The organism is Opitutus sp. sgz309028 (assembly GCF_059821195.1).
The window spans coordinates 100,690-115,817 of sequence record NZ_JCAMRR010000004.1; the positions used below are offsets into that span (position 1 = coordinate 100,690).

Annotated in this window: 14 protein-coding genes; 8 read left to right on the forward strand and 6 right to left on the reverse strand. The window is 64.9% G+C overall.

All coding sequences use genetic code 11. The features are described from left to right. The first annotated feature begins 55 nt into the window (after nucleotides 1-55). On the forward strand, nucleotides 56-784 hold the full coding sequence (locus tag AC6RV7_RS15920; protein ID WP_500095017.1) for a DUF899 domain-containing protein: 729 nt from the start codon (nucleotides 56-58) through the stop codon (nucleotides 782-784). A 279-nt stretch (nucleotides 785-1,063) separates the two neighbouring features. Here AC6RV7_RS15920 and tgt read toward each other — a convergent pair whose 3' ends face one another. Beyond that, nucleotides 1,064-2,212, reverse strand: a complete 1,149-nt coding sequence (gene tgt, locus AC6RV7_RS15925) for a tRNA guanosine(34) transglycosylase Tgt (RefSeq protein WP_500095018.1) — start codon at nucleotides 2,210-2,212, stop codon at nucleotides 1,064-1,066. 110 nt (nucleotides 2,213-2,322) lie between these two features. Between tgt and AC6RV7_RS15930 the strand changes: the two genes are divergently transcribed. From AC6RV7_RS15930 to AC6RV7_RS15960, 7 genes are all read left to right on the forward strand, one after another. Continuing rightward, nucleotides 2,323-2,889: an anthranilate synthase component II gene (locus tag AC6RV7_RS15930; RefSeq protein WP_500095655.1), complete on the forward strand. Its 567-nt coding sequence runs from the start codon at nucleotides 2,323-2,325 to the stop codon at nucleotides 2,887-2,889. Nucleotides 2,890-2,972: 83 nt separating this feature from the next. Beyond that, nucleotides 2,973-3,449 (forward strand): transcriptional regulator NrdR, encoded by a 477-nt coding sequence (gene nrdR, locus AC6RV7_RS15935; protein WP_500095019.1) that lies wholly within the window; start codon nucleotides 2,973-2,975, stop codon nucleotides 3,447-3,449. A gap of 41 nt (nucleotides 3,450-3,490) precedes the next feature. Continuing rightward, nucleotides 3,491-3,997 carry a hypothetical protein gene (locus AC6RV7_RS15940; RefSeq protein ID WP_500095020.1) on the forward strand — a complete coding sequence of 169 codons (507 nt, stop codon included), beginning with the start codon at nucleotides 3,491-3,493 and terminating at the stop codon, nucleotides 3,995-3,997. A 255-nt stretch (nucleotides 3,998-4,252) separates the two neighbouring features. After that, nucleotides 4,253-4,930 (forward strand): hypothetical protein, encoded by a 678-nt coding sequence (locus AC6RV7_RS15945; protein WP_500095021.1) that lies wholly within the window; start codon nucleotides 4,253-4,255, stop codon nucleotides 4,928-4,930. 78 nt (nucleotides 4,931-5,008) lie between these two features. After that, on the forward strand, nucleotides 5,009-7,870 hold the full coding sequence (locus tag AC6RV7_RS15950) for an alkaline phosphatase family protein (protein ID WP_500095022.1): 2,862 nt from the start codon (nucleotides 5,009-5,011) through the stop codon (nucleotides 7,868-7,870). 49 nt (nucleotides 7,871-7,919) lie between these two features. Beyond that, complete coding sequence (locus tag AC6RV7_RS15955; protein WP_500095023.1) at nucleotides 7,920-8,261, forward strand: histidine triad nucleotide-binding protein; 342 nt, start codon at nucleotides 7,920-7,922, stop codon at nucleotides 8,259-8,261. Nucleotides 8,262-8,341: 80 nt separating this feature from the next. After that, nucleotides 8,342-10,735, forward strand: a complete 2,394-nt coding sequence (locus AC6RV7_RS15960) for a beta-L-arabinofuranosidase domain-containing protein (protein WP_500095024.1) — start codon at nucleotides 8,342-8,344, stop codon at nucleotides 10,733-10,735. A gap of 7 nt (nucleotides 10,736-10,742) precedes the next feature. Here the strand turns inward: AC6RV7_RS15960 and dprA are convergent, their stop codons facing one another. The 5 genes from dprA to AC6RV7_RS15985 are packed head-to-tail and all read right to left on the reverse strand — an operon-like array spanning nucleotide 10,743 to nucleotide 15,124. Further along, entirely contained in the window at nucleotides 10,743-11,870 is a 1,128-nt protein-coding gene (gene dprA, locus AC6RV7_RS15965; protein ID WP_500095025.1) for a DNA-processing protein DprA, read from the reverse strand. Between the two features lie 48 nt (nucleotides 11,871-11,918). Next, nucleotides 11,919-13,406 (reverse strand): NAD(P)H-hydrate dehydratase, encoded by a 1,488-nt coding sequence (locus AC6RV7_RS15970; RefSeq protein WP_500095026.1) that lies wholly within the window; start codon nucleotides 13,404-13,406, stop codon nucleotides 11,919-11,921. 4 nt (nucleotides 13,407-13,410) lie between these two features. Further along, on the reverse strand, nucleotides 13,411-13,941 hold the full coding sequence (locus tag AC6RV7_RS15975) for a hypothetical protein (protein WP_500095027.1): 531 nt from the start codon (nucleotides 13,939-13,941) through the stop codon (nucleotides 13,411-13,413). A gap of 8 nt (nucleotides 13,942-13,949) precedes the next feature. Beyond that, nucleotides 13,950-14,327 (reverse strand): holo-ACP synthase, encoded by a 378-nt coding sequence (gene acpS / locus AC6RV7_RS15980; protein ID WP_500095656.1) that lies wholly within the window; start codon nucleotides 14,325-14,327, stop codon nucleotides 13,950-13,952. A 50-nt stretch (nucleotides 14,328-14,377) separates the two neighbouring features. Then, the gene (locus AC6RV7_RS15985) at nucleotides 14,378-15,124 is read right to left on the reverse strand and encodes a pyridoxine 5'-phosphate synthase (protein WP_500095028.1); all 747 of its coding nucleotides are present in this window, start codon (nucleotides 15,122-15,124) and stop codon (nucleotides 14,378-14,380) included. Nucleotides 15,125-15,128 lie beyond the last annotated feature (4 nt).

The window sequence follows — 15,128 nt, forward strand, 5'->3', positions numbered from 1 at the left end:
CGCTTACCGGCGCACCGCCTGCGTCGCCAGCCACTGCTTTGCTCTTTTGATCCCGATGAAAACCACCACGACACCCATCGCTCCCCGCCTCGTCTCGTCTGACGAATGGCTCGCCGCGCGTCTCGAACTGCTCCGTGCCGAAAAAGAACTCACCCGCCAGCGCGCGGCGCTGGCCGCGCGTCGCCGCGAGCTTCCCTGGCAACGCGTGACGAAAGACTACGTGTTCGCTTCCGAAGCCGGTCCCGCGTCGCTCGCAGATCTCTTCGGCGCGCGGAGCCAGTTGATCGTTTATCATTTCATGTTCGGCCCAGAATGGGGCGAGGGCTGCAAGAGCTGCTCGTTCGTCTCCGATCACTTCGACGGCATGCTCCCCCACCTCGGCGCCCGCGATGTCGCCTTCGCCGTCGTTTCACGCGCGCCGCTCGCCGAACTCCTGCCGTTCAAGCGCCGCATGGGTTGGGCGTTCAATTGGGTTTCTTCCGCAGGGAACGATTTCAACTACGACTTCCACGTTTCGTTCACGCCCGAGGAAATCGCGTCGGGCCGGATCCGCTACAACTACACCGAGCTGCCGTCGTTTCCCTTCGAAGAAGCGCCGGGGTTCAGCGTCTTCGCCCGCGACGCCGACGGCGAAGTTTTCCATACCTACTCCACCTACAGCCGCGGGTTTGAGCACCTGATGAACACCTACAACTTCCTCGATCTCGTGCCGAAGGGGCGCGATGAGGACGGACTCGAATATCCGATGGCGTGGGTGCGTTATCACGATCGCTATGACGCGTGATGCGTCACCGCGCGCGACATCGCGTCCAACACGAGTCACGTTCGGTCGCTCGTTGCTGATCGCCGCGGGCGTCGCGCTGGTGCCGAAATGCGCGTGGTGCGTATTCGTTTATCTGGTCACGGGCGCGGCGATCTTTTCCGCTGCGCCCGAATTCTGCGGCGGCACGGCGACAACGGTGCCAACGCTTCAGCTTGCGATCGCCGCGGGGACGTTTCTCGTCGCGTTCGCAGTTCTGCGACGCCGCGCCCGCTGCGCGCGAGACCGCTCGCGGCCGTCCGCTTAACGGGCGAGCCGCGCCGCGGCGCCGGCTTCGTAACGTTCGATCCAGGCGCGGTGCCACGAGTCGAAATCGCCGGCCTCGATGTGCGCCCGCGCCTGCGCGACGAGATCGAGGTAGAAATGAAGGTTGTGCAGCGTGAGCAGCGTGCAGCTGATGATCTCGCCCGCGAGCGTCACGTGCCGCAGATACGCGCGGGAAAACGTCCGGCACGTGTAATTGTCGAGGCCCTCCACGATCGGCCGCGGATCGTCGCGGTATTTCTCGTTGCGCAGATTCATCGGCCCGTCGGGCGTGAAGACGAGACCGTTGCGCGCCACGCGGCTCGGTAGCACGCAATCGAACATGTCCACGCCGAGCGCGATCATCTTCAGGATCTGCGGCGGTGTCCCGAGGCCCATCGTGTAGCGAGGTTTGTGCGCCGGGAGAAACGGCGTCGTCGCGCCGACTTGTTTCAACATCTCCGGTTCGGGCTCGCCCACGCTGACGCCGCCGACGGCGTATCCAGGAAAGTCCAACGCCGCCAAAGACTCCGCCGCCTCGCGACGCAGGTCGTCGAACGTCGAACCCTGCGCGATCGCAAACACATGATGGCCGCCCGCGAGAAAGCCGCTGTCGGTGGCGATCTCCTTGCACTGTTTCGCCCAGCGGTAACTTCGGGCCACGGCCCGCGCGCACTCGTCGCGCTCGCACGGCCACGGCGGGCACTCGTCGAGCACCATCGCGATGTCGCTGCCAAGGTTTTGCTGGATCGTCATCACCTCCCGCGGACCGAGGAACAATTTCGCGCCATCGAGATGCGATTGAAACGCCACCCCGTCGTCGCGGATGTCGCGCAGCTTCGCGAGGGAGAAAACCTGAAAACCGCCACTGTCAGTCAAAATCGGGCCGTCCCAGCCCATAAACCGATGCAACCCACCGAGCTCGCGCACGCGTTCGCTGCCGGGGCGGAGGTTGAGATGGTAGGTGTTGCCCAGAATGATCTGGGAACCGATCTCGCGCAAATGCACCGGCGTCAGGGATTTCACCGTGCCCTGCGTGCCGACGGGCATGAAGATGGGCGTTTCCACCACACCATGAAGCGTCTGCAAACGCCCGCGGCGGGCCGCGGTCGCGGTGTCGGTTTTAAGCAGCTGAAAAGGAGAAGTCATCGCCAGTGGCAGAGCGTGGATGGATTGCGGCGTCGCTGTGCCGCTCGCAATGCCAGAATGCACGGCGGCGCACTTGACCGTCCCCGGAAGCCATGGGTAACTGTCCCGAAGTGCTCCTGGTCATCGACAACTTCGATTCGTTCACCTTCAACCTGGTCCAGTATTTCGGCCAGTTGGGCGTGGAACAGCGGGTGTTTCGCAACGACGAGATCACCCCGTCCGAAGCGCTGGCGTTGAACCCGGACCGCGTGCTGCTGTCGCCCGGCCCGTGCTCGCCGAAGGAGGCCGGCGTCACCCTCGAAATCATCAAGGCGTTCGCCGGCGTGAAACCGATGCTGGGCGTGTGTCTCGGTCATCAGTCGATCGGTCATTATTTCGGCGGCAATGTCGTGCGCGCCTCACGGCTCATGCACGGCAAGACCTCGCCGATCCTGCACCGCGACACCGACGTTTTCCGCGGAATGCCGCAGGGCTTCGCCGCCACGCGCTATCATTCGCTGCTCGTCGAGCGCAGCACGTTTCCGCAGGAACTTGAAATCACCGCCGAAACCGCCGAGGGCGAAGTCATGGGCCTGCGCCATCGCACGTTGCCGATCTGGGGCGTGCAATTTCACCCCGAGTCGATCGCGACCGAGGACGGGATGAAGATCCTGAAAAACTTTCTGGAGCTGAATTGATGCCCAAGGAACACACGGACCACACGAAACCCGACCTTCATTCCGTGTATTCAGTGTGTTCCGTGGGCCAAAACTAAATCCCCATGCGCTGTCCCAAGTGCACTTCGATTGAGGACAAGGTCATCGACTCCCGCATCAGCAAGGAGGGATCGACCATCCGCCGCCGGCGCGAGTGCCTCGAGTGCGGCCACCGCTACAGCACGACCGAGACGCTCATCCGCGACGGCATCGTCGTCCTCAAACGCGACGGCCGCCGCGAAGAGTTTTCCCGCGAAAAACTCGTCCACGCTGTCCGCGCCGCCTGTCACAAGCGTCCCGTCGACGCCGAGCAGATCGCAATGCTGATCGAGGACGTGATCGACGTCTTGGAAGCGCATTACGAAAGCGAGATCCCCTCCGCGGCGATCGGCGACGCCGTCATGCAGCGCCTGCGCACCGTCGACCAGGTCGCCTACGTGCGCTTTGCGAGCGTGTATAAGGAATTTCGCGACGTCTCCGAATTCGTGCAGGAAATCGGCTCCCTGCCGAAACCGAAAAACGGCACCAACCCGCCGCACTGATCGCGGGAGCCTGCTTACAGGCCATCGGACACACCGCCGCCGTGACCTCCGCCTCCCGCGACGAGCTTCGCCGCCTGCACTTCATCGACGCGCTGTTCGCGCACGTGACCGGGCACGACCTCTATCTCGCGCGCCAGATCAAGGAGGCGATCACGTTCAGCCTCGCCGAACTCGCCGCGCAAACCGCCGCGCACCCCGAGCTCGCGGCGAAATACGACGCCGCCTTCAACGCCGCGGCCGCCGATCTGCTCGCGAAGCTTTTCACGCAGTTGCCGCGACACGGATTTTTCCACTGGGATGCCTCGCTCACGCTGGCCTCGGCGACGCCGCTCTTCACGCGCGCGGAAATCATGGCCGGCCTGAAACAGCTCGCGCCCTTTCGGGAATCCACGCTGCTCGTCACCAATCTCCGTCCCGCGCTCATCCCGCCGACCCGCCGCGCCACCGCGCAACGTCAGCGCGATTACGTCGAGGCGCTCGAGCTCATCCAGGACCTCGCCGCCGCCCGCACCACCCGCGGCGCCAATCTACAATTACTCTTCCTGTAACCGGAGCGCGTCTCGCACTTCCGGATACGTCAGAATTTTTCCGGCCCTGATACCGTTCAGGAGCCCGGCGTTTGCATCAACTCGGGGATGATGCAAAAGTATTGTTGGTTTGAATACAAAAACCGTTCCAGCGTTTCCGAATCGCGATCTTTTCCGGATCGGACGTTGACCTCCTCGTCGCAGCCGCGTTTCTAGCCGGCGCCCCCCGCCTCCGACAGCGGATCCATGCCCTTGGCGCGTCGCCCCATCCCTACCATGCCCAGACCCACCCCATCCACCAGCACCGCTCCCGCTTCCTCAATCGCCACGACTGGCGCCGCCACCTTGCTCACGCTCTTCGCCGCGTCCGAATCTCACGGCGGGATCGTCACGAATACGTCGCTAAATTTGCCGTCAATTACGGTGAATTTAGCCAGGCAATTGCCCACGGATTGGAACATCGATGGCGAGGGAAGCGCGGAGGTGCAGTTCTACGCTTCAACCTACAACGCCAAATTTTATTTCAAAAGAACCCTAAATTCCTTCGGATTTGTCGGCGCTCCCGGCAACAGCGACCTTAGGAATCTTTCGCTTCTGCCCTCGCCTGAAACTGTCTCAGCCTCACAGGCCTTTTTTAGCGCTGCGACTATCGCCCACGGAAATGCTTTCAAGGACGCAGCAGGTTTTGTATCCGGTCAGGAAGGCTACATCGGATTTCGGTTCAAGCCTGCCGACACCATGTTTTACGGCTGGGCGGCCGTGACCATCACGCCGGGGTTCAGCGGCTCCTTCACCCTCCACGAATGGGCCTACGACAACACCGGCGCCTCCATTCATGTTGGACAAACGGCAGCATCTGCGATCCCCGAGCCCGCCGACGTCGCCGTCGGTCTCGGCGCGTTGGCGCTCGGTGCCGCGGGGCTGATGCGCTGGCGAAGCCGCAAAGCCGCCTGAGCGAACGAGCACGCTCCTTTCACCTTCGTCTTCCGCCGGCGCCCCCGTGGTGGGGCGCCGTTTTCATTTTTGCCCTTCATGAAAAATCCTGCGCGCAAAGTCCTGCTCATCGGCTGGGACGCCGCCGACTGGAGCGTCGCGCGTCCGCTGCTCGCACAGGGCAAGATGCCCGCGTTGAAGCGGCTCATGGACGCAGGCGTGTGGGGCGATCTCGCGACAATCCGCCCCGTGTTGTCGCCGATGTTATGGACGAGCATCGCGACCGGCAAACGCGCGTGGAAGCACGGCATCCACGGTTTCGTCGAACCGTGTCCGGCCACCGGCGGGATCCGCCCGATCACCAATCTTTCGCGCAAAACCAAAGCGATCTGGAACATCTTTTCGCAGCAAGGCTGGCGGAGCAACGTGATCGGCTGGTGGCCGTCGCACCCCGCCGAGCCGATCCGCGGCGTGATGGTCTCGAATCATTTTCAGCAGGCGGTGGGCAACCTCGGCGAGCACTGGCCGATACGGCCGGGCACGGTGCATCCCGCCGCGCTCGCGGAGCCGCTGCAAGCAATGCGCATCCATCCCGCCGAACTCGGGAACGAACACCTGCTGCCTTTCATTCCCCGCGCGGCCGAAATCGACCAGTCGACGGACCAGCGCATGGAAACCTGCGCGAGAATCATCGCCGAGATTTCCGGTATCCACGCCGCCACGACCGCCTGTCTGCAACTCGAGCCGTGGGAATTCGCCGCGGTGTATTACGACGGCATCGATCATTTCGGGCACGGCTTCATGAAATACCATCCGCCGCGGCAGCCGTGGATCGGGGAACGCGATTTCGAGCTGTATCACGGCGTGATCGAAGCCGCGTATCGGTATCACGACATGATGCTCGACACGCTGCTGCGGATCGCCGGCGACGACACGACCGTGATGTTGATCTCCGATCACGGCTTCGAATCGGGGAACCTGCGACCGCGCGGCCTGCCCAGCGAACCGGCCGCCCCCGCAGCAGAGCACAGCCCGTTCGGCCTGTTTGTGCTGCGCGGGCCGGGCATCAAACCCGGGGAACGGATTCACGGAGCGACCCTGCTCGATATCGCGCCGACGCTGTTGCACCTCTACGGGCTCCCGGTCGGACGCGACATGGACGGCAAGGTGCTGGTGAACTGTTTCACGGCACCGACGCCACCCGAGTTCGTGGACTCCTGGGATGAGATCGTCGGCGAAGACGGGCGTCATGCCGCGCAAACGCAGCTCGATCCCGTCGAGTCCCGCGAGGCGTTGCGGCAGCTCGTGGAGCTGGGCTACATCGAGGAAGCCGATTCCGATCGCGGCCAGGCGATCGACGAAACGGTGCGCGAACTGCAGTTCAACCTGGCGCAGGCCTACATGGACGGCGGCCGCTTCGGCGATGCAGCGGCGATGCTCGACCGGCTTTGGGAGACCTGGCCCGCGGAGAGCCGCTTCGGCATCGGCCGGCTCAAGTGTGCGCTGGCGCTCGGTGAAGCCGCGTCCGCGCGCGCCACGTTCGATCTGCTGCTTGCGCGCAAACAGGAGGACGCCACGAAAGCCGCGGACGAACTGCGCATTCTGACTGCCGAGTTGGAAACACCAGCGGAGAACAAGGCGGACCTGGCCGAAGCCGCGCCCGAACCGAAGGAACCCGATCCGCGCACGCAGGCGAAACTTCGCCGGCTGCAGGCTCGCGCCGGCACGAACCACCGCTCCCTCGCGTTTTTTCATGCGAACGTGCTCGCTCTCGAGCAGCGCCCTGAAGAGGCGCTGGCCAGCCTCGATCGCGCCGCCGGCGCGGACCCCTCGCACCAACCGTCGCTGCTCGCGAAGCGCGGCGAAGTGCTGCGAACGCTGTTCCGCTGGGACGAAGCCGAAGCGGCGTATCTCGAATTGTGCACCATCGATCCGCGCAATCCGGAGGGCCACCTGGGACTCGCGCATTGCGACCTCGCCCGCCGTCGCCCCTACGAGGCCGCGGCCAATGCCTTGCGCGCACTGGAGTTGAACTTTCACCATCCGCAGGCCCGCTGCGTGTATGCGAGGGCTTTGATTCGCGTCGGCAAGCCGCGCTTCGCCGAGCAAGTGCTCAAAACCGCCGTCAGCGAGTTGCCGAACTTCGCGCAAGCCCACGCCATGCTCGCGCTGATTTATCGCCGCTGGCTCAAGGACGAACCGGCATCCGCCCGCCATCGCGAGCTCGCAAGAGCAACGGCGCGAAAAAACCAGGAGCGCCACCGTGGCGTTTCCCCTCCGAAATCGGTCGCCGGGATCGACGCCATGGCGTTTCCACGGCTCGAGCCGATCACGGCTCAACTGGCTGAAAGCAAAACGTCCGCGTCGCCCTTGATCGTCGTTTCCGGTCTGCCGCGCTCAGGCACGTCTCTCATGATGCAGATGCTCGCCGCCGGCGGAGTGCCCATCGTGTCCGACGGCGCCCGCGCCGCGGATGATTCCAACCCGCGCGGCTATCTGGAAGACGATCGCGTCAAACGACTGCTCACGACCAAAGACCGGACGTGGCTGCACTCGGAACGCGGCAATGCGATCAAGATCGTGGCCCCGCTCCTGAGCGCGATCCCGCCCGATCTCGCATGCAAGGTGATTTTCATGGAGCGGAGCGCCGCCGAGGTCATCGGCTCGCAACGAAAAATGCTCGAGCGTCAGGGCAAGAACGGCGCGCGATTGGACGACGCCACGCTGGCCCGGAGCTTGGCCGCGCATGTGAGAGCCACCCAGGCGCTCTGCCAATCACGCCCCAACCTCGATTTGCTCCCCGTTGCCTACGTCGACGCCGTATCCGATCCTCGGGGCACAGCTCGGCGCATCGCGCATTTTCTGAGACTTCCACTCGACGAAGCGGCCATGGCGACCGTCGCCGACCCGACGCTCTATCGAACCGGGCGGGAGAGCGACCCCGCGAAACCTCAACCTTGATTTCTCCGTTCGTGTGTCTCGTGTGTGTCGTGGTTAAACCCTTCCGTCCATGGCCAAAACGATCTTTCAAAAAATCATCGACCGCGAGATTCCCGCGAAAATCGAACACGAGGACGAGCACTGCATCGTTCTGCACGACATCGAACCCCAGGCGCCCGTGCACCTGCTGATCGTCCCGAAGCGCGTCATTCCGCGCGTCGCCGCCGCGACTTCCAGCGACGAACAGACGCTCGGCCACCTGCTCGTCGTCGCGGGCAAGGTCGCGCAGAAGCTCAATCTCACCCAGGGTTTTCGCCTCGTGATCAACAACGGACCCGACGCGTGCGAGTCCGTCCCGCACCTGCACGTTCACCTGCTCGCGAAACGTCAGATGACCTGGCCGCCGGGCTGATCCGCCCGGCCGGCGCGCAGCTTTACGATCCTCCCAGCGAACGCTCCCCAGCGCGCGTTCGTTCCGTTAGGAGCAGCTCCATGCTTTCCCTGAAATCGCTTCCCCTTTTGCTGGCGGCCACGGTGACCCTCCACGCAGCGGAATTCCCGCCCGCCGAATCCGTCACCCAAACTTTTCCGCTGGCTCGCGTTCGTCTGCTCGACGGCCCGTTCAAACACGCGCAGGAGCTGAATCGCGCGTATTTGCTCCAGCATGACATCCATCGCCTGCTCGCGCCGTTCCGCATCGAAGCCGGACTGCCGCCGAAGGCGCCGAAATATCCGAACTGGGAAAGCAGCGGCCTCGACGGCCACACCGCCGGCCATTACCTGACGGCACTCGCCGAGACCTGGGCCGCCACCGGCGACGCCGAATGCAAGCAGCGGCTCGACGCGATGGTCAGCGAGCTCGCCGAATGCCAGCGCGCGCAGCCCGACGGCTATCTCGGCGGTGTCCCGCGCGGCCGCGTCCTGTGGGACCAGATTGCCGCGGGTAAAATCGATTTCCAAAACTTCAGCCTGAATGGCGCGTGGGTGCCATGGTACAACCTCCACAAGCTTTTCGCCGGTCTGCGCGACGCGTGGCTCATCGGCGAAAACGCCCAGGCGAAGGACGTGCTCGTGCGACTCTCCGACTGGTGCGACACGCTGCTTTCACGTCTCTCGGACGAGCAATTCCAACTGATGCTCCGCACCGAGCACGGCGGAATGAACGAGGTGCTTGCCGATGTCTCCGCCATCACCGGCAATCCCAAATACCTCGCGCTCGCCCAGCGGTTTTCCCATCGCGCGCTCCTCGAGCCGCTCCTCCAGCACCACGACCAGCTCACCGGCCTGCATGCCAACACGCAGATTCCGAAAGTCATCGGCTTCGCCCGCATCGCCGAGCTCGGCGGCGACGCTTCGTGGCGCGACGCCGCGCGCTTCTTTTGGAACACCGTCGTCGAAAAGCGCAGCCTCGCTTTCGGTGGCAACAGCGAGCGCGAGCACTTCAATCCGACCGACGATTTCTCTTCGCTGATCGAATCCCGCGAGGGCCCGGAGACCTGCAACACCTACAACATGCTCCGGCTTTCGGAGACGCTCTTCCGCAATGAGCCGGCCGCGCGCTATGCCGATTACTACGAACGCGCGATGTTCAACCACATCCTCGCGTCGCAGCACCCCACGCACGGGGGCTACGTTTATTTCACCCCGATCCGTCCGCAGCACTACCGCGTGTATTCGCAGCCCGAACAATGCTTCTGGTGCTGCGTCGGCACCGGGATGGAGAACCACAGCAAATACGGCGAGTTCATCTACGCGCACTCCGCCGACGCCCTGTGGGTGAATCTCTTCCTCGCCTCCGAACTCGACTGGCGCGAACGCGGCGTGACCGTGCGGCAGGAGACGTCGTTTCCCGACGACGCCCGCACGCGCCTCGTCCTGCATTTGAAGGAGCCGCAAACCTTCACGCTTCATGTCCGCCATCCCGGCTGGGTCGCCCGCGACGCGTTGGCCGTTTCGATCAACGGCCAGAAACAAACGCTGCTCTCCAGTCCCGCGTCCTACGCCGCGCTCACGCGCGCGTGGCGCGACGGCGATACGATCGAGATCGAATTGCCGATGCGCACCACGATCGAACGGTTGCCCGACGGCTCCGATTACGTCGCGTTTCTCCACGGCCCGATCGTGCTCGCCGCGAAAACCGGCACGGAGCAACTCGACGGCCTGATCGCCGGCGATGGCCGCATGGCGCACATTTCGACGGGGCCATATCTGCCGCTCGACTCCGCGCCGATGCTTGTCGGCGATCCCGCCACGCTCGCGGAACAACTCACTCCCGTCGCCGGAAAGCCGCTGACCTTCACCGCGAAATCGCTGATCCGACCCGAGCACTTCCGCGATCTCGAGCTCGTGCCATTCTTCCGCGTCCATGATGCGCGCTACATCATGTATTGGCGCACCGTCTCCCCGGAAAAATATCCCCAAGTCATGGCCTCCCTCGCCGCCGAGGAAAAAGCGCGGCTAGCGCTTGATGCTCGCACGCTCGACCAGGTCACGCCCGGCGAACAACAGCCCGAAGTCGAACATGCCTTCGACGGCGAGGAATCCCGCGCCGGCGTCAACCAGGGCCGCCGCTGGCGCGACGCCGCGAGGTGGTTCAGTTATCGGCTCCGCGCCGAATCCAAAGAGCCGCTCGCGCTCGTGGTCTCCTATTACGCCGACGAACGCGGGCGAAACTTCGATATCCTCGCCAACGACCACCCCCTCGCGCACATCAGCCTGGACGGTCGTCAACGCGACCGTTTCGTCGACGTGACCTATCCGATTCCAGCGGAGGTCACGGCATCCGCGAAAGGCGGAATGCTCACGATCAAATTCGTCGCCGCCGAAAACTCGCGCACCGGCTCGATCTACGGCGTGCGCCTGATCAAAGCGACCGACGCCCAATAGCGCACGTTCAAACCCTCGCCTCGAAAGCGCCGTCGGCGCGCTTCGCGACGAGGCGCTTCAACTCGAGCATCATCAACGTCGCCGACAGCTCCGCCGCGTTCAGGCCCGTGTGCGCGGCGAGCGCATCCGGCGACAAGATCGCGCCGCCGCGGAAGCACGCGAACACCTTCGCCTCTTCCGGCGAGAGCCCGGCGAGGCTTGTGTTTGGGTCCGCCGCCGCGCGCGCCGGGATCGCAGCCGGCCGCAGGCCATCGAGATAATTCAACTCCGCCAGCACGTCGTCCACGTTCGTCAGGAGCGTCGCGCCGTCGCGGATCAGTTGGTGACACCCGGCGCTCGTCGGCTGATCGATCCGGCCCGGCACCGCGAAAATCAAACGTCCATACTCACCGGCGAACCGCGCCGTGATCATCGCGCCGCCGCTCACGTCCGTTTCGACGACGATAGTCGCTTCGCACATGCCGGCGACGACGCGGTTGCGCATCGGGAAACTCTGCCGGTCCGCCCGCCGCCCAAACGGAAACTCCGACAGGATCACGCCCTCCGCCTCGATGCGCCGATAGAGCTCCAGGTTTTCCGGAGGATAGATGATATCGATGCCGCAACCGACCACGGCGGCGGTTTTTCCTCCCACCGACAACGCGCCTTCGTGCGCCGCCGTGTCGATGCCCCGCGCCAGCCCGCTTGCGACGCAGAACCCCAACCGCGCCAGCTCCGCGCCGAGTTTCTTCGCGGTCGCCATGCCATACAGCGTCGTCCGCCGCGAGCCCACGATCGCGATGCACGGATGCTCGAACGCGTAACGTCCTTTTCGATACAAGCCGATCGGCGGGTCGTTGATTTCTTTTAGCAACTTCGGATAGCCGGCATCACGCGGCGTGATGAAGTCCGCGCCGCCCTTCGCCATCCGCTCCTCCTCGCGCTCCAGATTGAAATGCTCGCGCCACGCGCCGATCGTCGCGCTGATCACGGGACCGACGCCTTTCACGCTTTCGAGCTGTTTCGCCGGCGTCGCGAACACCGCCCGCGGATCGCCACCGAGTTCCGCCAGCAGCCGGTTCAGCGTCACCGGCCCGATGTTCGGCAGCGCATTCAAAATCAAAAACGCCTGCCGCTCGGTAAGGTCGCCGCTCATGTCTCGAACTTGCGATTGCGCGTCCGCCCCGCGATCAAAAACCGCCAGCTACTCCGCAAGCCGCAACGCGTCGGGCAACGTTTCGATCAGTTCCGTCGTGCGCGCCGCCACCTGTCCGCGCCGACGCGCCAGCAAATCCGCCGCGCGGCCATGCCAGACCAAGCCTCGCGCTGCCGCGGCGAGCGGCTGCTCCGGTTGCTGCGCCAGCAAGCCTCCGATCACGCCTGCCAGCACATCGCCGCTGCCTCCGCGCGCGAGCACGGGCCCGCCGAAAAACGAATGATAAATCTCCACGCCAGTCTTGGTGCGGTGCGCGACCTTGGTCACCGGGCCTTTCAGCACGGTCACGATTCCCGTCTCTGCCGCGAACGTCGCCAGATCCTGCGGCCCCGCGATCCGGGCGAATTCGCCGGCGTGCGGCGTCACGAGCAGCGGACCTTTTCGCGCCCGCACGATATCGGCCTGGAGCGCATCCGCGTCGAGCAGCACGGCAACGGTCGCGGTGCTCACGATCTCCTGCGCAAGCGCGAGCGTTTCCGGCTCGCGCGCCAGGCCCGGCCCGACGACGAGCGCCGAAGCCCGCTCGATTCGCTCGTGCAACAAATGCAGTCCTTCCAGCGCCAGCCCGCCGTCCGGCGTTTCCGGCCAGCCGACCCAGATCGCCTCCGGCACCTGCGCCGCAAACGCAGACACCAGCGATTCCGGCGCGAACACGGTCAGCAAACCCACGCCGCTGCGCAGCGCCGCCTGCGCGGTCATCAGGACCGCGCCGGGATAACTCCGCGAACCGCCGACGAGAAAAAGGTGGCCGTAAGTGCGCTTGTCGCAGCGCGGCCCGCGCAACCCGCGCAACGGCGCGAGCACGTCCGGAGTCAGCACGCGCTCCGCGCCGGCTCGCTCGCTCGAGGCAAAAAAACCGAGATTCAGATAACGGATACGACCCGCGCGCTCGTTGTCCACGATGGGACGTTTCACCGAACCCGTCGCGTAGGTGAAATCCGCCTGAAACCGGTCCGCGCTGGGCAGATCGACCGCGGCCCGCAGCCGGATCGCGGTGCCGTTCACGCGGTCGAGCAGCGCGGAAACGTCGGCGTCGACCGGCGGGCGAAATTGAAATCCGAAGATCCCGTCGAGACAGAGTTCGTAGTTCTCCAGCGCCGCCTCCGCTGGCCGCACGCGCACCCGTGCGCTCATGCCCCCCGCAAGGCTGCGCCAGGCCCGCTGTGTGAGCGGTCGGAGTGCCCGCTCGCCGAACGCAAATACCACGTCGGCCTCGAGGCCCGCGCGCGCGGCGAGAAGCTGCTCGGCGGCGATCAGCGCATCGCCGCCGTTGTGGCCCTTGCCGACGAGCACGAGCACGCGACCGCGCGGCGCGATCCCGCCGATCTCCTCGAAATCCCGCAGCACCGCCGCGGCGATCGCGGCGCCCGCCTGCTGCATCGCCCGCCACTCCTTCGTTTCGTCGCCGCCAAACAACGCCGCCTCCAGTTCGCGCGCTTCGTCGCAGGAAAGCAGGGGATGCGTGCCGGCGAGCATCGGATCAGTCTCCGCGTTTCGGCTCGGCGGGCACCGGCGTGGGGGCCGGTCGCTCTGGCGGCGTCATCACGGGCGGTCGCAGATTGAGCAACGCGTCGGAACGCCGTTCCCGCGGCGCCACGACGGGGGTCGTGAACAGCAGCGGCGAATTTTCCGGTGCGCCCGTGGTGACCAGCGGCCGCGTCAGCCGGTCGATCGAACGAAAGTAATAATGCTCACCGTCGCGCAACACCTCGAAGAGGATCGAATACGCCCGCCGCTCCGCATCCCACAGCGCGACTTCCGTGCGATCGTTCTGCCAGATCGCCGCGTCGCCCCAGTCGCTGAACACCGCCTCGATTTCCGTCATCTTCGGACGCTCGAGTTTTTTCAGGGTCGCCTCCGGCGGCGGCGCGATCACCGGCGCGCGCGGCGTTTCGCGTTTGGGCAACGCGAGCACGAACAGCGCCCCGAGCACGAATCCGAGCGTGATCCACGACGGCGTCTTCGATAGCCGCGCGGGCGAGATGGGCCGCTCTTTTTCGAAATCGTCCATGGTGAAAGTCAGGCCCGCACCAAGGCCGCGACCGCCATCGCGTAGTTATCGGTGTGAGAAAGCGAAAGCATCACATGCGTGCCGCCCACGTGTTTCAGCAAGGCCTGGCCTTGTTCGTCCAGCCGCACCAGCGGCTCGTGACGCGAGCCGTGGTAAACCGAGATCGACTTCCATCCGAGCTCCGAGCCGATGCCGGTCGTGAAGCATTTCGAAACCGCCTCCTTCGCGGCGAAGCGGGCGGCGATGTGCTTGTCGGGATGCGCGAGCGCCGAGCAATACGCCCGCTCCTCCTCCGTCAAGATGCGCTCGAGGAAACGATCGCCATGGCGCAGCAGCACACTGCGAATCCGGGAGACTTCGATGATGTCCGCGCCGAGACCGATCAGGATGCCGCCGGGAGGAAGTTGAATGTTCATCCGCGTCTGCGCCGGAGCGGTCAGGGGTTCATGCGGGCCTTCATCTCGCGCACCGCTTCCTCGATTCCGGTGAAGAGCGCGCGGCTGACGATGCTGTGACCGATGTTCAACTCGTGCAGGTGCGGCAGCGTGCGCACTTCGGCAATGTTCACATAGTTGATGCCATGGCCGGCGTTGACGATCAGACCGAGGTCGTGCGCGCGGACGGCGCCCAGCCGCAGCCGCTGAAACTCGTGAGCGCGCTTCGCCGCCTGAAAATACCCGCTGGCATACGCGCCGGTGTGGAGTTCGATCCACGGCGCCTTCAATTCCGCCGCGAGTTCGATCTGCGCCTCGTCGGGATCGATGAAGAGGCTCGTCTTGATGCCGGCGGCGTTCATGGCGTCGACGCACGCGCGCACGCGCTCGCGATTGGCGACGACGTCGAGCCCGCCCTCGGTGGTGATCTCCTGCCGGTTCTCGGGAACGAGGCAGACGGAATCCGGCTTCAATTTGAGCGCGACTTCGGTCATCGCCGGCGTGCAGGCCATCTCGAAATTGAGCCGGGTTGCGATCGATTCGCGCAACCGCCAGACGTCGCGGTCCTGGATGTGCCGGCGGTCCTCGCGCAGGTGCACGGTGATCCCGTCGGCGCCGGCGCGTTCGGCGAGTTGCGCCAGCGCGACCGGATCGGGTTCGACGGTCCCGCCGCTGGTAGCGTCGGCCGAGCGGTAGCGGGCCTGACGCAGCGTCGCGCAATGATCGATGTTTACGCCGAGGAGAATCATGCGG